The sequence below is a fragment of the Advenella incenata genome (assembly GCF_004217095.1).
In the GTDB taxonomy this organism is placed as follows: Bacteria; Pseudomonadota; Gammaproteobacteria; order Burkholderiales; family Burkholderiaceae_B; genus Advenella; species Advenella incenata.
Genome location: NZ_SHKO01000005.1, coordinates 219,805 through 236,441, shown reverse-complemented (window position 1 = coordinate 236,441; position 16,637 = coordinate 219,805). Strand labels below are relative to the sequence as shown.

Genomic DNA, 16,637 nt, shown 5'->3' with positions numbered 1-16,637 from the left:
AGAATCATGAAAACACTACCCACAGCCCTTTTTATCGGTGCAGTTTTTGTTGCCGGTGCAGCTCACGCAAGTTCAGAAAGTTCCTACCCTTTCCCTGACAATGCCGTCAGCCCAGTGCAGGAAAATCTGGTTGTTGAACAAAACACTGAGCAAAACTCTGCATATCCTGTTATTCGCATCAAAAGTACCAGCAACCGCAGCGATGTGCAACGCGATCTGGCTGTCTATCAAGCCGCTCATACAACCGACGAATATATCGGCAACTGATCCATTTCCGGTTAGCGCCCGCCGCTGAACGGACGAGCGCTCAAGTAATATTCCTGAATATGACTTGCACCTGTGTGCAGGAGTGCCCAGTGAGGTGAAGCACAAAAATGGCGGAACACAGCACATAAGCGCTCGAGTGGGTGGCGCCGAGCCCAAAACAGGTCGCGCTCCCCACATCAACATACAGGCGGTCATCGCCAAAGGTCGCTATTTCGACAGTTACCCGATGATGCCACAAGCTGCAGTGGAAGGGCATGGTATTGCCGTGGGTTGGGCTAGGACGGCAGGGCGATTGGTTGACAGCGCAGCCTTGATAAAGCCATGCGCTGAAAGCGTGTTTTTGCCGCAAGCGATATCGATTTTTAAACACCCGGATTTTGCTGAGCGAAAAGACATCGAGTCTTTGCTAGAGTGACTCAGGGTGGAACTATTAGAAGAGAAAGCGTAGGTGTACGCGATCTCCGATTGAGACTCGAATGGCTAAATAAATTGTACGCAATGTCACCTGCCCATGAGGCCTTTCAGTCTCATTGCTGATACCGACAAATCTAGCTCAATGGCTGTGTCCGGTCAGTGCCAGTCGGGGCGCCTTCTATAAAATGAGCCCACGGTTCTTTTGTCAGCGTCTGTAGAATGTAGTCTATGAGGGCTTGAACGCGAATGGGCCGTCTGCGACCAGGAGGGGCCACAATATGAAGCGACAGAGGTTCGACCTGCCAGTCATCCATCGCTGTTTCCAATGCACCAGACTGTAATCCATCCCAAGCGAGAAACTCTGGCTGAAGCGCCATCCCCAATCCTGCTAATAAGGCGTAATGTAATGCGTCTGCATTGTTAGCATTCATTTGAATGGGGCTGATCTGGGTAAACTCGCCGTGCTCTTTATGTAAAAATCGCCAGCCTTTTCTGCCGCGAGTATAAGAGTATTTTAAAGTCTTATGATTGGCTATATCGCGGGGGTGTTGGGGCTTGCCGTAGCGCTTGAAGTAGGCAGGCGAGCCGACTAACAGGATTCGTACCTGGCACAACTGTCGAGCCAGAAGTGTGGAATCGATCAACGTCGCAATACGCAAGGCGAAATCAAATTTCTCTTCTATCAGGTCTACCTGCCGATCACTGAATTCCACATCCAGTTCTATGTCGGGATGCATAGTGAGAAAATCCGACAGGATGGGTGATAGACGGCTGACGCCGAAAGACACCGGGAGCGATATCCGAACCAAGCCACGCAAGCTGGTCGATTGTTCTGTAATGTCCGCCTCTACCGCCTCACCATGCTCGAGAATATTGATGGCGCGCTCAAGTGCAGCATGACCTGTGTCAGTTAAAGACACGCTGCGTGAGGTACGTTGAACAAGCATGACATTCATGCGAGTTTCAAGCCTTGATATCGCTTTTGAAACGGTCGCTTGCGATAGTCCAAGCTCAGTTGCAGCACGGGCGAATGAGCCGGTTTCCGCAACCTTGGCAAAAATTGCCCATGCCTCCAAGTCGGGTAGCTTCTTTTTCATTTGAGCAGTAACCATGTCCTTTAGCAGATCCAGGGCCGGTCTATGGCAGACGCTGGAAATGTGTGAGTATGCACGTGATTTGAGCACAGTAAGCGCGGTGGCAACACATCAAAAACGGAAACGTTGGTATTCGATTCTGAGTGTTCCTGGTGATGGCGATGCTGATTACACTAAGAAAAAATACTTGCAGGCGCTCAGGAAGGACTTATGATCGAATACCGACCTTTTGACAGCTTAGGTGGCGCAAATCATGGATGGCTTAATGCCAAACATCATTTTTCATTTGCCCATTACCACGACCCCAAGCGGGTTAACTGGGGCGCGCTACGCGTTTGGAACGACGACATTATACAACCCGGCACTGGGTTTCCACCGCATCCTCATGCGGATATGGAAATCATAACGTATGTGCGCGAGGGCGCTATTACGCATCGCGACGACCTGGGTAATCAAGGCCGTACGGTTGCCGGAGATGTGCAGGTGATGAGTGCCGGAACCGGTATAAGGCACTCTGAGTACAACGTGGAATCGACGATAACCCGCATTTTCCAGATCTGGATCCTGCCCAATCAACATGGGCAGCCGCCATCCTGGGGCACGAAACCCTTCCCGAAGCACGGCCGTACGAACCGATTTGTGGCGCTTGCAAGCGGCTTCGAAGAGGATGAAGATGCGTTGCCAATTCGAAGCGATGCCCGTGTGTCAGGTGCCACAGTCAGAGCGGGTGGAACAGTTGAGTATCAATTTTCTGATGCGCACCGATATGGCTATTTGGTGCCGGCTGTTGGAACCATAGAGATAAACGGCATCAGGCTGAGCGCCGGCGATGGCGTGGCAATTCATGATGAGAATATTGTCAGGATAACTGCGCATGCGGATGCTGAGTTGATTTTGGTTGATGCTGCCGCCCATCATTGATTTGTTGAATAGGCAAACTCCCCCAACGTCAACGAATGTCAGTAGTTCTTCGATGTGCATTCAGCGTTCCTGTTTCTGCAACGCAGCTGGCCACAGAATAGCACTACCTTATCGAGCCTGGAAACTGCACATTACTGCTTGCAAGCAATGGTGCCACTGGCACCTATTCCCGGAAATCCAATCCCCTTTACAGCGACAGAGAATATTATGACAAGTGAAATTATCCGCAATCCACAAACCGACCAACTGCTGACGCCCGAGAACGCGGCGTTCATCATTATCGACTACCAGCCGATCCAGGTCTCATCGATTCGCTCAATGCCGCGCGACGAGCTGGTGTTCAACATCGTGAGCACCGCCAAGGCGGCCGTCAATTTCAACCTGCCGATCATTCACTCGACAGTCAATATCGCGACGGGTCTCAACAAGCCGCCGATCCAGGAACTGCAGGCTGTGCTCGGCCACCTGCCGACCTACGACCGTACCTCGATCAACAGCTGGGAGGACACCGGTTTCAAGGAAGCGGTAAAAGCGGTGGGTCGCCGCAAGCTCATCATGACCGCGCTTTGGACCGAAGCGTGCCTGACCTTTCCTGCGCTTGACGCGATTCAGGAAGGCTACGAGGTCTATGTACCGATCGATGCGGTCGGCGGCACCTCCCTTGCCGCGCATGAAGCAGCGTTGCGCCGCATCGAGCAGGCAGGCGCAAAGCTCATTAGCCGAGTGCAGATGTACTGCGAGCTGCAGCGCGACTGGGCGCGCGAGGCGACGGTGCCTGGCTTCATGGGCGTGTTCGACAACTTTGACGGTTTCAACGTAGAAAAGGCAGCAGAGGGTGCAGCCAAGAAGTAAGCGAACGTCTGACATCTGCTGGTGGTTGGTCGCAATCTGGACCACCACCAAACACTCTGCAAGGAAGAACGAATGAGCGATTTATTCATTGTTGTTGGGCTCAAGGCCAAGGCAGGCAAGGAGGACCAATTGCGCCGCGATCTGTCCGTGCTTGTCGAGCCGTCGCGCAACGAGGACGGCAATATCCGTTATGACCTGTACGAAGACCAGGGCGAGCCAGGGCGTTTCGTATTTGTGGAGGAGTGGTCGTCCACCAAGGCTCAGGCCAAGCATCACGAACACGGCTCACACATTCAGCACTTTCACGAAAATGGTGATAGTAACGTTGAGAGGCGGGAGTTCGCGCATATTTTGAAGCGCGTCGTCTGACACCATCAGGCAGTGCGCCACGATGTCCCCTGAGGCATATCCTGTTTTCCAACCATCAAGAGAGATTTCTTATGTCCAGTAAACTTGAACTGCTTACCCCGCAGAACAGCCAGCTTATTTTCATCGACCAGCAGCCACAGATGGCTTTCGGCGTTCAGTCGATCGACCGTCAGGCGCTGAAGAATAATGTCGTCGCGCTGGCCAAATCCGCCAAAGCCTTCGACGTGCCCACGACCATCACTACGGTCGAGACGCTCAGCTTTTCCGGCCACACTTATCCGGAACTGCTGGCCGTATTCCCAGATAACAAGCTGTTGGAACGCAGCTCTATGAATTCGTGGGATGACCAGAACGTGCGCGATGCGCTGGCCGTCAATGCCGCGCAGGGTCGCAAGAAGGTAGTTGTCTCGGGGCTGTGGACCGAGGTCTGCAACCTGAGCTTCGCGCTATCGTGCCTGAAGGACACCGATTATGAGATCTACATGGTGGCCGACGCCTCGGGCGGCACTTCGGTTGAGGCGCATGAATATGCGATGGACCGGATGATACAGGTAGGCGTGGTGCCGGTGACCTGGCAGCAGGTGCTGTTGGAATGGCAGCGCGACTGGGCCCGCAAGGAGACCTATGACGCCACGCTCGACATCGTCAAAGCGCATTCGGGCGCGTACGGTATCGGCGCCGATTACGCCTACACCATGGTTCACAAGGCCCCGGAGCGTGTCGAACACGGCGAGACCATCGGACCTAATCCGGCAGTCTGAGTCAGTCCTAGGGTGGCGCTTGCCGATCGATGTGTGGTCACCCTATCTATTCAAATTCACAGAGGTTGCAATGACCGAGAAACCTGCGGTTCGGATTTCATACGAGGATAAAGGCCAGAAGGGTCGCTTTGTCGCCCGTATCAATGGTATTGAAGGAGAGGGGGAACTGGCCATCTCGAAGGTGTCCGGTGTGCTGGTCATCGCTGACCATACCTTTGTTCCTGATGCGATGCGCGGCACAGGCGCCGCTTCGGCGCTGGTCGAAGCCCTGATCGCCGATGCCCGCGCCAAGGCTTATCGCATTGTGCCGCTGTGCCCCTTCGTGCGGGCGCAGTCACTGAAGCACCCGGAGTGGGCCGATGTCATTCAGCATTGAAGCGGGTGGCGCATTGTCGATCGCGATTCTGTTTCTCGCACATCTGGGATTGTGCGCGGCCTATATCCAGGGCGGTCTGGTCAAGCTGAGCGATTTTCCTGGCGCCCTCGCTGAGATGGCCCACTTTCGCCTGACCCCGCCCGCTTTGTTTGCCGTTCTGGTAATCGTGCTGGAACTAGGCGCCTCTGTGTTGATATTAACGGGTCTGCTGCGCTGGCTGGGTGCGCTGACCCTGGCCGGGTTCACACTTGTGTCCACCCTGATCGCGCTGCGGTTCTGGGAGCAACCGGCAGGCAAGGCCAGGCACGCGGATGCCAATGCCTTTTTCGAACATCTCGGTCTCATCGGGGGATTCCTGCTTGTCGCCTGGGTGGATCTCGCCCAAGACCCGTCCCCCGACTTGTGACGAAGTAGTCTTACCTGCCCAATCACCTTAACCGTTATGGAGAACCGGATGTCCCGGAAAGACATGATCATCATCAACGCCAAGGTCACCACACTTGACCGGGGCAACCCCTGCGCAGAGGCGGTCGCCATCCGCGACGGCAAATTCTTCGCAGTAGGATCGCAGGCTGAGATCCGCGCCGCCATGCCCGGGGCTGAAATCATCGACGCAAAGGGCCGCCGTCTGATTCCCGGGCTGATCGATAGCCACACCCATATCATTCGCGGCGGACTCAATTACAACATGGAGCTGCGTTGGGACGGCGTGCCTTCGCTTGCCGAGGCGATGGTGATGCTCAAGCGTCAGGTAGACTGCACGCCCGCACCGCAATGGGTGCGCGTGGTGGGTGGCTTCACTGAGCACCAGTTCGCGGAAAAGCGTCTGCCCACGCTTGACGAACTGAACGCTGTGGCCCCCGATACGCCGGTCTTCATCATGCACCTTTATGACCGGGCACTGTTGAACGCTGCCGCTTTGCGCGTCGTCGGCTATGGGAAGGAAACACCGAACCCACCCGGCGGCCAGATCATGCGCGATGCGAAGGGCAATCCGACAGGACTGCTGCTGGCACAGCCCAACGCGACGATCCTCTATTCGACGCTGGCCAAAGGGCCGAAGCTCGATCCGGATTATCAGGCCAACTCTTCGCGGCATTTTATGCGCGAGTTAAACAGCCTCGGTGTCACCTCGGTCATCGACGCGGGCGGCGGGTTCCAGAACTATCCCGATGACTACGTGATCATTGAAAAGCTGCATCATGATGGCCAGATGACGGTACGGATCAGCTATAACCTCTTTACCCAGAAGCCGAAAGAGGAGCTGTCCGATTTTGCTTCCTGGGCCAAGCAAATCAGCCCGGGGCAGGGCGATAACACTTATCGCCATAATGGCGCGGGCGAGATGCTGGTCTATTCGGCCGCCGATTTTGAGGATTTTCGCGTTGACCGCCCCGAGATGCCGCCGAACATGGAGGCTGATCTGGAGCCAGTGATCCGCCTGTTGGCCGAGAACCGCTGGCCGTGGCGAATGCATGCCACCTATGACGAGACGATCTCCCGTGCGCTCGACGTCTTCGAGAAGGTGAACCGGGACGTACCCTTGCAGGGCATCAACTGGTTCTTTGATCATGCCGAGACGATCAGCGATCGTTCGATCGACCGGATCGCCGCGCTAGGCGGCGGCATCGCGGTGCAGCACCGGATGATGTATCAGGGCGAGTATTTCATTGAGCGCTACGGCGCGAAGGCTGCCGAGTCCACCCCGCCAATCAGGAAGATGCTGGAGGCGGGGCTGCCTGTTGGGGCCGGCACCGATGCGACCCGGGTGGCCAGCTATAATCCTTGGGTGTCGCTGTCCTGGCTGGTGACCTCGCAGACGTTGGGCGGTACACGGCTTTACCCTGCCGCCAACCGGCTTGATCGTGAAACCGCGCTCAGGCTCTGGACCGAGGCAAATACCTGGTTTTCCAACGAACAGGGCAAGAAGGGCCAGATCAAGGCCGGGCAATTGGCCGATTTTGCCCTGCTGTCGGACGATTATTTCTCTGTGCCCGAGGCCGAGATTGTGCATCTGCGCTCGGTCCTGACGGTATTGGGCGGCAAGGTCGTGCATGGCGAGGGCGATTATGGTCCGCTTGCCCCCGCGCTACCCATGCCAATGCCCGATTGGTCGCCCGTCGCCACCTTCGGTGGCTATTACAAAACGCCTGAAGCGCAAGCCAAACTGGCGCTGCATTGCGGCTGCAGCAGTGCTTGCGCCGTGCATGGGCACGATCATGTCGCTGCGCTTGGGGCGCATGTTCCCGCCACCAACGCCGGGACATTCTGGGGTGCTTTCGGCTGCGGATGCTGGGCGGTATAGCGCATCTATCCATGTTTTCAACATACCGACCAAGTCTGTTTCTCGCTCTAAAGGAGCCACTATGACCGCCACTGACACGTCCACCCCGGCGAGAAATCCACTGAGCTTCCCGATCTTTCGGGCGCTGTGGATCGCCACGATTATTTCCAATATCGGCACCTGGATGCATGATGTCGGTGCGGGATGGCTGATGACTTCGCTTTCGCCCAGCCCACTGCTGGTGGCGCTGGTGCAGGCCGCCACGACCCTGCCAATGTTCTTGCTGGCGCTGCCGGCCGGGGCGCTGGCCGACATCGTCGATCGCCGCAAGATGCTATTGGCCGCACAGGTCTTGGGGCTAGCTTCCGCAGCCATTCTGGCCTTCCTGACGATTCAAGGGTTGACCACCCCGTGGGTGCTGCTGGCCGCCACCTGTGTTCTGGGCGTGGCGGCGGCGTTCAGCGCGCCGGTGTTTCAGGCCATCGTCCCAGAACTGGTCGACAAGGCCGCCTTACCCGATGCGGTAGCGCTCAACAGTCTCGGCGTTAACATCTCACGTGCGATAGGGCCGGCGCTTGGCGGGGTGATTGTTGCGATGGCCGGCGTACCAGCGGTCTTCGCGCTCAATGCCGTGTCGGTTTTGGCGGTACTGATCGTGCTTGTCACATGGAAACGTGCCACAACCGTACAGAGCTTGCCATCCGAACATTTCTTCGGCGCGCTTCGGGCCGGCTATCGTTATGCGCGGCGGTCCCCCGCGATGCGGCTGGTGCTGATCCGCACCTTGGGCTTCTTCCTGTTCAGCAGTGCTCTTTGGGCGATGCTGCCGCTTGTGGGCCGTCGCGAACTGGGACTTGATGCGGCGGGATATGGTGGCCTTCTTGCCTGCATGGGTGCCGGTGCTGTTGTCGGTGCATTGTTGCTCAAGCGACTGCGCAAGAAGGTAGCGTCAAACCTAATCTCGATTTGGGCGACACTGCTGTTCGCGGCAGCGACCCTCGCACTGGCGCTGGCGCCCAATGCCTGGGTGGCCGGGGCAGTGATGGTGGTTGCGGGCCTTGCCTGGATCGGCATGCTCACCTCGCTCAACGTCGCGGCGCAAATGGCCTCGCCCGGCTGGGTCAAGGCACGGGCGCTCGCGGTTTATCTGCTGGTGTTTCAAGGGGCCATGACTGGCGGCAGTATCCTGTGGGGTACGCTTGCCAGCAGCGTGGGCGTTACCGGCGCCCTGACCATCGCTGCCGTCGGCCAGACGCTGGCGATCCTGCTGGCCCTGCGCTGGCGGCTGCCAAAGGATTCCACCACCGATCTGGCGCCCTCGAATCATTGGGCTGAACCTGTCGTGGCCATCCCGCTTGCTGCTGACCGCGGCCCCGTCCTGATCGAGATCGAATACCGCGTCGCTGCTGAACAACAGGCTGCGTTCATCGCCGCCCTGCGTGATTTTCGCGTGACGCGCTATCGCGATGGCGCAATCCGCTGGGATGTCTGGGAGGATGTCGCAGAGCCAGGCCGGGTGGTCGAGGCATTCATCGTCGAAAGCTGGGTTGAGCATCAGCGCCAGCATGCGAGGGTGACCCATAGCGATGCACTGGATCAGGAACTGTTGAATGCGTTTCACATCGGCAATCAACCGCCTGTCGTGCGCCATCTGTTGAGACCACTCTGATACTATTTGAATGAAAGAGAGAAATTTGAACGGGAACCCCACACAGAACCCAGATTGCCCGGAAGCGGTCGAGCCTGAAGGCCTCGGGGCATTGATTTTGAACACGGAGGTCGCACGGATGGTCCGGGCGACGAGCAAGCAGGAGACACAACATGATTGAAATGGTCATTGAACAGCGACGTCGCAACCTTGGCGGCGGATTGGAAGTTGGCCGCGTATTGCCGTTTGCAAAGCAGCGCATGGTGGGGCCCTTTATCTTCTTCGACCACATGGGGCCGCTCGATCTGGCGCCAGGCATAGATCGCAGCCTTGACGTGCGTCCCCATCCGCATATCGGTCTTGCGACGGTCACTTACCTGTTTGCCGGCGAAGTGATGCATCGTGACAGCCTGGGCTATGAGCAGGTGGTCCGGCCGCAAGAAGTAAACTGGATGACCGCGGGCCGTGGCATCACGCATAGCGAGCGGTTCGAGCGTGCACGGGCGCAGGGCGATCACCTGCATGGCATCCAGGCCTGGGTTGCGCTGCCGACCGAGTTGGAAGAGATCGCCCCGACCTTTTCCCATCATTCCGGCAGCGATTTGCCGCAATGGAACGATGCGGGCGTGGTCGGACAGCTCATTGCCGGCAGTGCTTATGGCCTGACTGCCAGCGCCGAGACGCATTCGCCGCTGTTCTACGCTCATCTGGACATGGTGCCGGGCGCGACCGCCGAGATACCAGGCGGACACAAGGAACGGGCGATCTACATTGCGACCGGAGCGGTGGAGATGGATGGTACTCGCTACGAGGCCGGCAGAATGCTGGTGCTAGGGGCGGCAGCCTCCAGCGTGCGAGCCGTGGAGCAGTCTGCAGTGATGGTGCTGGGCGGGGAGCCGCTAGGCGAGCGGTTCCTTTACTGGAATTTCGTGTCCTCCTCAAAGGAGCGGCTGGCGCAGGCGGCATCGGACTGGAAGGCTGGAAGGATGAAGCTGCCGGACGCAGACGATAAAGAATTCACGCCGCTACCGGAGGACCCGGCGCCGCCGGGGGTAGGGCCGGCTTCTTACTGATCAAAGAGCGTGCGTAATTGCTCCGTTGATGTTTTGCCGTCCTGGATAGCAAGCATCAACAAAATTCGCGCTTTTTGAGGGCTGCGGCCACCGGCCATGACCGCGCCCGCATCATAGGTCGTTTTGCCTCCCCCATCAAAGCCGTAGACGGGCAACGTTCGACCGTTGGGAACGCGCGTGGAAATGACAACGGGGACCTGCTTTGCCAGCGCATACTTGACGCCTTCGAACATGGAAACGTTCATATTTCCCATGCCTACTGCCTGGATCACGATCCCTTTTGCCCCGGTGTCCACGGCATATTTAATGTATTTTCCATCGGCTTCGGCGTACATCTGGAAAATATCGACCTTGGGGAAGTCTTCTGCCTTGGCGCTGATATCAATATGTTGGCGGCGTAATGGTGCATTCGAAAAAATAACACGATCATCCCAGACTTCGCCAAGAAAACCGAAATCACCCGATTTGAACGTTTCCACATTGGCAGTGTGCGTTTTTGTGACATGTCGGGCCGCGTTGATCTGATTGTTCATCGCAACCATGACTCCTTTGTCTTTGGCTTGCTCATCAACGGCAATGCGCACCGCGTTCAGCAAATTGCGGGGTCCATCAAAGTCAGACGAAGATGCGTTGCGCTGAGCACCGATCATCACTACCGGCTTATTCGATTTGACCGTCAAATCAAGCCAGTAGGCGGTTTCGTCCATGGTATCAGTACCCTGTGCTATCACGACACCGGCCACGTCAGGGCGAGCCAGTGCATTGTCAACAGCCTGGGTTAAACGAATCCACCAATCCACCGTAATGTAGTTGGCAGACATCTTGGAAAAATTATTGACTTCAATTCGAGCGTATTTGGACACGTCCGGAACGGTCTGCAGCAAATCATCGCCGGTAATGACGGGCACTACCCCTTTGGTAACCGGATCCACTTTCATGGCGATGGTGCCGCCAGTCGCTATAAATTGAACAATAGGTTTGTCCTGGGCGTTGGCCGCACTCATTGGTGCAACGCAGCACATTCCCAATAACAATGATGGAAATAATTTCATGTCTACTCCTTGCTTATTTTAGTTGTGTCTGTTTGGATTATTCTGGTTCTGAACAATAAAAGCAACAGTGAGCGATCATGTCGTGTCCAATCTGTACCCATCCTCTTGCGGCAATCTTGCCCAATGTGGTTCGGAATGCAACATACATTTGTTGGCCTGTCAGCAAAGACCTGGTAGCCGTCTATCTTAAAAGTGCAATAAACCAAGCGTATATTGTCCCCAATTCAAGACACAAATGAAGTTTCGGGGGGCAACGCCGATGCCATCACTGCGATCCATGTACCAGCAAGGGCGTGACACGCCCGGTTCGCCTATGAAGTGAGGGATGTGCTATGGTCGACAAGCAGCAGGAAGCCATCGAAATGGCCCGAGGGTGGTTCGATGTGAAAGCCCTGGTTGCGGCACCGAAAATCGCACTGAAGCGGATTGCTAAAAAAACAGAGAAAATCGTCAGGAAATCCATTTTTTCGGTGCTGGATAGCTCTTCGGGGGTCAGGCAAGAAACACCGGTTACAGCGTTGCGCGCTGTTTCCAGGATTATTGTTGTTCGCCCTAACTATCGTATTGGCAATGCGATCCTGAGCACTGCCGTTATCGCACCGCTAAAAGAGCGGTTTCCGGACGCGGAAATAGACTTTCTCGTTACAAACAAGACAGCGGCGCTGTTTGCGAATCTGCCGGTCGATCATGTCATTGCACTGACCAGGTCTGCGATCCTGCAGCCTTGGCGTGCCATGGCCATTTTGCGCTACCTGCGGACGAGACGCTACGATCTGGCGGTGCAACTGGCGCCCAGCTCTTTGAGTGGCGTGCTGGTCTCGACGCTACTGGGCGCCCGCTACGTGATGGGAAAGCCAAAGAGCGATGCCGCTTGGTATGACATCAAGGTCAAGGATCCCATTATCCAAGCTTACGACGCAGGCACTGCATTCTCGCGCGCGTTGGGAGCGGTTGGCCCGGTCAGTACCCAGCTCATTGTATCGGACCAGGAACAGGCAGTGGCGCTCAGCCAATTGCAGGCCCTGGGCTTGGTGGTAAGCGGTGAAAGTCAGGTAGCATCGTTCGTTGCTGTTTTTGTGGGTGGTCATGCAGACAAGGTCTGCCCCCTGTTATTCTGGCTGGCGTTGATAAGAGAACTGGATCAAGCAGGCAAGCGGTTCGTGGTTTTTGTTGGTCCCGAAGAAAAGGCGATGATTCCCCACTTGCAGCAGGCGCTCCAGGCATTGCCGCTAGGCACGCTTTGCCCACCCAAGTCGCTGAGGATATTTGCCGCGATGTTGGCTCAGGCGCGTGTCATGGTGACGCCCGATTCCGGACCGATGCATATGGCTGCGGCTCTGGGCATACCGGTGGTGGCGATGGTGCAGACCCAGAAATCATTGGCGTTCATTCCACCTGTTGCAAGCTCGCAGGTAGTTTTGGATCTTAATGTATCCGAGGCGCTCGTTGCAGTGGATCGGTACTATTATGGGAATCACAGTTGTGCATTCCCCGATGCAGACCAGTATGCGCAGGCAGCCTGAACCAATAGGGGGCGAGCAGCTTATCTGGTTCAATACCCCGCCCATTCTCATGACGGGCAGGGCGACACAACGCTACCGATTGAAGTCGGCGTCAGCGCCGATAGTCAATCAGGTTCATGGCGTTCACTTATTGTCCTCGTTCATTTTGCCCACAATATCTTTTTCCTCGGCGAACGTTTTGACAGCAAACTCGGCGTACTGCGTGTGATTCATGTAATAAGTCTGAATCCCGTAGGCGCCGATGGCTTTCAAAAATACCGGATCCTTGACTGCTGCAGCAACCGCTGCATCCAGTTTTTCCACGATCTCGGCAGGCAAGCCTTTTGGCCCGGCCAGCCCCAGAGGGGAGGGGATGACGACAGGATAGCCGGCTTCAGTGAATGTGGGGACGCCGTCGAATGCTTTGAGCCGCTCCTTGGAAGCGACCCCCAGAACACGGACGGTTCCCGCTTCCATATAGGGCAGGATGCTATTGGTGGTGATGGCCGCTTTGATATGGCCGCCCAGCAGTGCGGTGATCGCCTCGGCATCGCCCTTGTATGGGACGTGCGTTAATTTGGCGCCGGTGGCATTGCCCAGCTCTACCATGACCATCTGGTTGCCGGTAAAGCGCCCGGGTGTGCCAACGCTGATCTCGTCGGGATGCTGCTTGGCATAGTCGACAAATTCCTTGACGGTTTTCAAGGGTGATTTGGCATCCACCACAAGAGCAAAGTCATAGGTTGAAAACGATGCAATATAGGTCAGGTCCTTGATTGGATCATAGCGGGTCTTTTGCAGATAGGGTTGCCTGAAAATACCATGGGGCGCCAGTGTCAATTTGTAGCCATCGGGTCGGGTCCGCACCATTTCCTGCGCGCCCATGGAGCCTGCCGCACCCGGTTTGTTTTCGATAACGATTGTTTGTTTCAGATATCGCCCCATGCTTTCGCCCAGCGCGCGCCCGATCAGGTCTGTAGAGCCGCCTGCTGCATAAGGGACCACAATGCTAATGGGTTTGTCTGGATAATTACTGGCTGCATGAGCAAGGCATGGTGCGACTGCCAGGAGTGCGATGCTTATAAATTTTATCGGTTTGAACGTGTTCTTCATTCGTTGCCCTTAGTCATTAACGCCGGCAGATACTGCCCGCGGGTGCTGGTCGATTGGCAATTATAAACGTAATAATTTCAAACACATAACGGGCTTTAACGCGTTCTGCGTACCGGAATTTTTTTAGCTGTTCATGGGGTAGGGAGACATGCTGCTGACGTTCTCATTGACGTCCAGTTCCCTGCCAATATAGGGAAATGCTCGTTGCGCGCATTGGGGCCGCTCGCACACCCGGCATCCCATGCCGATGGGTGTCGGAATATCTGGATTGCTGAAATCCAGCCCTTTTGCGTAAACTAGTCGATGTGCATGTTTTACATCGCACCCCAGCGCTACAGCGAAGTCCTTTGTTGGTTGCCCGAATCCGCCGGTCTGGTGACATACCGTACGCGCAATCCACAGGTAAACGCGTCCGTCCGGCATGCGGGCCAGTTGCCTGAGAATTCTGCCGGGACTTGAGAAGGCCTCATATACGTTCCATAAAGGACAGGCCCCGCCGACCCGGGAGAAATGAAAGTGAGCCGCAGACTGGCGTTTTGATATGTTGCCCGCGCGGTCGACCCGGATGAAGAAAAACGGCACGCCTGTTGCATCGGGCCGCTGCATGGTACTCAAGCGATGGCAGACTGTCTCGAAGCTGACGCCAAAGCGTTGCCCTAACAGGTCAATGTCGTATTGCAATTGTTCGGCAGACGCCAGGAACTGTCTGTAGGGCAGAATAAGCGCTGCCGCAAAATAGTTAGCCAGACCCAGGCGTACTAATTTGCGTACAGCCTGACTGGAAAATCGGGGCGCGTCCACCATGCGTTCAAGCATGTTGTTCAGTTCCAGAAATGCCAGTTGTGTTCCCATTTGAAAGGCCCGCTGCCCAGGCGTGATATGTGACGGCAGGCTAAGCCGCCGCAATGCCGGGTTGTAAGCGCGCTGCAAGCCCTTTTCTGCCGGTAGCGTGTCCACAATAACGTTGTGGTGTTCGCGCAAACGCTGTTCCAGTCGGTCTGCCAGGCCTGGCGGGGCCATATCGGAAAGCCCCCAGGAGGTATGGCACTGCTCGGCGTGGGCGTCGAGCTCCGAGAAATGGTTGTGATGGGTAAAGAAAAAATCGCGCGCTTCCTCGTAAGGTTGTGTCTGTATCATCAGCGTGTCTGCAGGATCTTCGGGATCCATGTAGGTCATCTTTTCCGCCATGGCTTCCAGCCGGTCCACCGCTTCGCGGTGACGCCGATGCAGATCGATCAACACCCGGCCCACGGCGGGCATGTTCGTTGCGATCTCCTGCATTTCAGCATGTGATATTCGCGCCGCTTCGTGTCCGCCAAGCGCAGACGCCGGCAGGGTAGCGGCAACCTCACGCAGCGCCGCTACCATGCGCGTCTGCTCGTCGTCTGAAAAAGTGTTTACGTCCATATTGAACACTTCGCTCAAACGTAACAGGACCGACATGGTCAGCGGTCTTTGATTTTGTTCGATCTGATTCAGGTAGCTGGCTGACAGCCCCAGCATGCGAGCCAACCCGATCTGGGTTAGTTTTCGCTCTTCGCGCAAGCGGCGTAACCGTACTCCCATGAATATTTTTCGCATTGTGGCTCATCCTGGAACAGTCGGATTCGAAAGGAATTCGCAAAATTCGCAAATATACACTCTGGAGTTTACCAAGATTCGCCTTCTTGTTGATGCAATTGCCGGTGGTTTTGCGTAAACTGCAAATCTTGATTGTTACACGATATTTGTATTGCATAGAAGAGGGGGATACCATGACACAAGCATCCGAAGTAAAGGGCTTCAAGCCAAAGAAATCAGTCGCGCTGTCCGGCGTGGTCGCCGGCAATACTGCGCTATGTACCGTTGGCCGCAGCGGTAACGATCTGCACTACCGCGGTTACGATATTCTGGATATTGCGCAGGCCTGTGAATTTGAGGAAGTAGCCCACCTGCTCATCCACGGGAAACTTCCCAACAAGGCAGAACTGGCATCCTATAAATTGAAGCTGCGTCGCTTGCGTGGCCTGCCGGCTCAATTGCAGCATGCGCTCGAAGCCTTGCCGGCGTCCAGTCATCCAATGGATGTCATGCGCACGGCGGTATCGGTATTGGGATGCGTGCTGCCTGAAAAGGACGATCACAACCTGCCGGATGCACGCGACATTGCAGATCGCCTGATGGCCAGCCTGGGCTCGGCCCTGCTGTACTGGTACCACTACAGTCATAACGGCCGGTGCATCGACGTAGAGACCAGCGATGACAGTATTGGCGGGCATTTCCTGCACTTGCTGCATGGCGAGAAACCCTCCGATGAGTGGGTGCATGCCATGCACACCTCGCTAAATTTATATGCTGAACACGAGTTCAATGCGTCCACGTTTACCTGCCGCGTGATTGCCGGTACGGGATCGGATATATATTCGGCGATTACCGGCGGGATTGGCGCGCTGCGCGGCCCCAAGCACGGTGGTGCCAATGAAGTCGCTTTTGAAGTGCAAAAACGCTATGAAACACCGGATGATGCCGAAGCCGATATTCGCCGCCGGGTGGAAAACAAAGAGGTGATCATCGGTTTTGGACACCCCGTGTATACTATTTCCGACCCGCGCAACAAGGTGATCAAGGACGTTGCGCGCAAACTGTCAGCAACGCAGCAGAACATGAAGATGTTCGACATTGCCGAACGCCTGGAAAGCGTCATGTGGGACATCAAGAAAATGTTCCCTAACCTGGATTGGTTCTCCGCTGTGTCGTATCACATGATGGGTGTGCCTACCGCCATGTTCACGCCGCTGTTTGTGATTGCACGCACTGCAGGCTGGGCTGCTCACATTATCGAACAACGTATCGACAACAAGATTATTCGTCCGACGGCCAACTATAATGGTCCGGAAGATCAGACATTTATCCCGCTGGACAAACGCTAATA

At 56.0% G+C, this 16,637-nt stretch carries 17 protein-coding genes; 13 read left to right on the top strand and 4 right to left on the bottom strand.

The annotated features are described in order from the left end of the window. Window positions 1–6 precede the first annotated feature (6 nt). Window positions 7–267: a Uma2 family endonuclease gene (locus EV681_RS21605; RefSeq protein WP_128396565.1), complete on the top strand. Its 261-nt coding sequence runs from the start codon at window positions 7–9 to the stop codon at window positions 265–267. A gap of 94 nt (window positions 268–361) precedes the next feature. Then, on the top strand, window positions 362–682 hold the full coding sequence (locus EV681_RS22655) for a hypothetical protein (RefSeq protein ID WP_207227125.1): 321 nt from the start codon (window positions 362–364) through the stop codon (window positions 680–682). Window positions 683–815: 133 nt separating this feature from the next. On the opposite strand, the gene EV681_RS21595 is transcribed toward EV681_RS22655, so the two are convergent. Next, entirely contained in the window at window positions 816–1,778 is a 963-nt protein-coding gene (locus EV681_RS21595; protein WP_130305205.1) for a LysR family transcriptional regulator, read from the bottom strand. Window positions 1,779–1,985: 207 nt separating this feature from the next. Between EV681_RS21595 and EV681_RS21590 the strand changes: the two genes are divergently transcribed. From EV681_RS21590 to EV681_RS21550, 9 genes are all read left to right on the top strand, one after another. Further along, on the top strand, window positions 1,986–2,696 hold the full coding sequence (locus tag EV681_RS21590; protein ID WP_130305204.1) for a pirin family protein: 711 nt from the start codon (window positions 1,986–1,988) through the stop codon (window positions 2,694–2,696). Between the two features lie 207 nt (window positions 2,697–2,903). After that, complete coding sequence (locus tag EV681_RS21585; protein ID WP_128396562.1) at window positions 2,904–3,548, top strand: hydrolase; 645 nt, start codon at window positions 2,904–2,906, stop codon at window positions 3,546–3,548. Between the two features lie 72 nt (window positions 3,549–3,620). Continuing rightward, window positions 3,621–3,917, top strand: coding sequence for a putative quinol monooxygenase (locus tag EV681_RS21580; RefSeq protein WP_130305203.1), 297 nt, complete (start codon window positions 3,621–3,623; stop codon window positions 3,915–3,917). A gap of 71 nt (window positions 3,918–3,988) precedes the next feature. After that, window positions 3,989–4,678, top strand: coding sequence for a hydrolase (locus EV681_RS21575; RefSeq protein WP_130305202.1), 690 nt, complete (start codon window positions 3,989–3,991; stop codon window positions 4,676–4,678). A gap of 70 nt (window positions 4,679–4,748) precedes the next feature. Beyond that, a complete protein-coding gene (locus tag EV681_RS21570) occupies window positions 4,749–5,054 on the top strand; it encodes a GNAT family N-acetyltransferase (protein ID WP_128396559.1) in 306 nt (101 codons plus the stop codon). After that, a complete protein-coding gene (locus tag EV681_RS21565; RefSeq protein WP_130305201.1) occupies window positions 5,038–5,460 on the top strand; it encodes a DoxX family protein in 423 nt (140 codons plus the stop codon). The genes EV681_RS21570 and EV681_RS21565 overlap by 17 nt, the downstream gene beginning before the upstream one ends. A 63-nt stretch (window positions 5,461–5,523) precedes the next feature. Beyond that, a complete protein-coding gene (locus EV681_RS21560) occupies window positions 5,524–7,359 on the top strand; it encodes an amidohydrolase (protein WP_423191230.1) in 1,836 nt (611 codons plus the stop codon). Between the two features lie 61 nt (window positions 7,360–7,420). After that, complete coding sequence (locus EV681_RS21555; protein ID WP_130305199.1) at window positions 7,421–9,007, top strand: MFS transporter; 1,587 nt, start codon at window positions 7,421–7,423, stop codon at window positions 9,005–9,007. A gap of 152 nt (window positions 9,008–9,159) precedes the next feature. Next, window positions 9,160–10,059 carry a pirin family protein gene (locus tag EV681_RS21550; protein WP_128396555.1) on the top strand — a complete coding sequence of 300 codons (900 nt, stop codon included), beginning with the start codon at window positions 9,160–9,162 and terminating at the stop codon, window positions 10,057–10,059. On the opposite strand, the gene EV681_RS21545 is transcribed toward EV681_RS21550, so the two are convergent. After that, window positions 10,053–11,111, bottom strand: a complete 1,059-nt coding sequence (locus tag EV681_RS21545; protein WP_128396554.1) for an asparaginase — start codon at window positions 11,109–11,111, stop codon at window positions 10,053–10,055. The genes EV681_RS21550 and EV681_RS21545 overlap by 7 nt on opposite strands. 332 nt (window positions 11,112–11,443) lie before the next feature. Here EV681_RS21545 and EV681_RS21540 point away from each other — a divergent pair, with 332 nt between their 5' ends. Then, window positions 11,444–12,634, top strand: coding sequence for a glycosyltransferase family 9 protein (locus EV681_RS21540; RefSeq protein WP_128396553.1), 1,191 nt, complete (start codon window positions 11,444–11,446; stop codon window positions 12,632–12,634). Between the two features lie 123 nt (window positions 12,635–12,757). On the opposite strand, the gene EV681_RS21535 is transcribed toward EV681_RS21540, so the two are convergent. Then, a complete protein-coding gene (locus tag EV681_RS21535; RefSeq protein WP_130305198.1) occupies window positions 12,758–13,726 on the bottom strand; it encodes a tripartite tricarboxylate transporter substrate binding protein in 969 nt (322 codons plus the stop codon). A gap of 123 nt (window positions 13,727–13,849) precedes the next feature. After that, window positions 13,850–15,307, bottom strand: coding sequence for a short-chain fatty acyl-CoA regulator family protein (locus EV681_RS21530; protein WP_128396551.1), 1,458 nt, complete (start codon window positions 15,305–15,307; stop codon window positions 13,850–13,852). Between the two features lie 173 nt (window positions 15,308–15,480). Between EV681_RS21530 and prpC the strand changes: the two genes are divergently transcribed. Beyond that, entirely contained in the window at window positions 15,481–16,635 is a 1,155-nt protein-coding gene (prpC, locus tag EV681_RS21525; protein ID WP_128396550.1) for a bifunctional 2-methylcitrate synthase/citrate synthase, read from the top strand. The last annotated feature ends 2 nt before the right edge of the window (window positions 16,636–16,637 follow it).

Excerpts from the sequence above, each read along its gene's own strand:
- EV681_RS21555 (WP_130305199.1), top strand. The coding sequence starts at position 7,421 with ATGACCGCCACTGACACGTCCACCCCGGCGAGAAATCCACTGAGCTTC.
- EV681_RS21580 (WP_130305203.1), top strand. The coding sequence starts at position 3,621 with ATGAGCGATTTATTCATTGTTGTTGGGCTCAAGGCCAAGGCAGGCAAG.
- EV681_RS21545 (WP_128396554.1), bottom strand. The coding sequence starts at position 11,111 with ATGAAATTATTTCCATCATTGTTATTGGGAATGTGCTGCGTTGCACCA.
- EV681_RS21550 (WP_128396555.1), top strand. The coding sequence starts at position 9,160 with ATGATTGAAATGGTCATTGAACAGCGACGTCGCAACCTTGGCGGCGGA.
- EV681_RS21540 (WP_128396553.1), top strand. The coding sequence starts at position 11,444 with ATGGTCGACAAGCAGCAGGAAGCCATCGAAATGGCCCGAGGGTGGTTC.
- EV681_RS21565 (WP_130305201.1), top strand. The coding sequence starts at position 5,038 with ATGTCATTCAGCATTGAAGCGGGTGGCGCATTGTCGATCGCGATTCTG.
- EV681_RS21605 (WP_128396565.1), top strand. The coding sequence starts at position 7 with ATGAAAACACTACCCACAGCCCTTTTTATCGGTGCAGTTTTTGTTGCC.
- EV681_RS21570 (WP_128396559.1), top strand. The coding sequence starts at position 4,749 with ATGACCGAGAAACCTGCGGTTCGGATTTCATACGAGGATAAAGGCCAG.
- EV681_RS21590 (WP_130305204.1), top strand. The coding sequence starts at position 1,986 with ATGATCGAATACCGACCTTTTGACAGCTTAGGTGGCGCAAATCATGGA.
- EV681_RS21560 (WP_423191230.1), top strand. The coding sequence starts at position 5,524 with ATGATCATCATCAACGCCAAGGTCACCACACTTGACCGGGGCAACCCC.
- EV681_RS21535 (WP_130305198.1), bottom strand. The coding sequence starts at position 13,726 with ATGAAGAACACGTTCAAACCGATAAAATTTATAAGCATCGCACTCCTG.
- EV681_RS21595 (WP_130305205.1), bottom strand. The coding sequence starts at position 1,778 with ATGAAAAAGAAGCTACCCGACTTGGAGGCATGGGCAATTTTTGCCAAG.
- EV681_RS21530 (WP_128396551.1), bottom strand. The coding sequence starts at position 15,307 with ATGCGAAAAATATTCATGGGAGTACGGTTACGCCGCTTGCGCGAAGAG.
- EV681_RS21585 (WP_128396562.1), top strand. The coding sequence starts at position 2,904 with ATGACAAGTGAAATTATCCGCAATCCACAAACCGACCAACTGCTGACG.
- EV681_RS21575 (WP_130305202.1), top strand. The coding sequence starts at position 3,989 with ATGTCCAGTAAACTTGAACTGCTTACCCCGCAGAACAGCCAGCTTATT.
- prpC (WP_128396550.1), top strand. The coding sequence starts at position 15,481 with ATGACACAAGCATCCGAAGTAAAGGGCTTCAAGCCAAAGAAATCAGTC.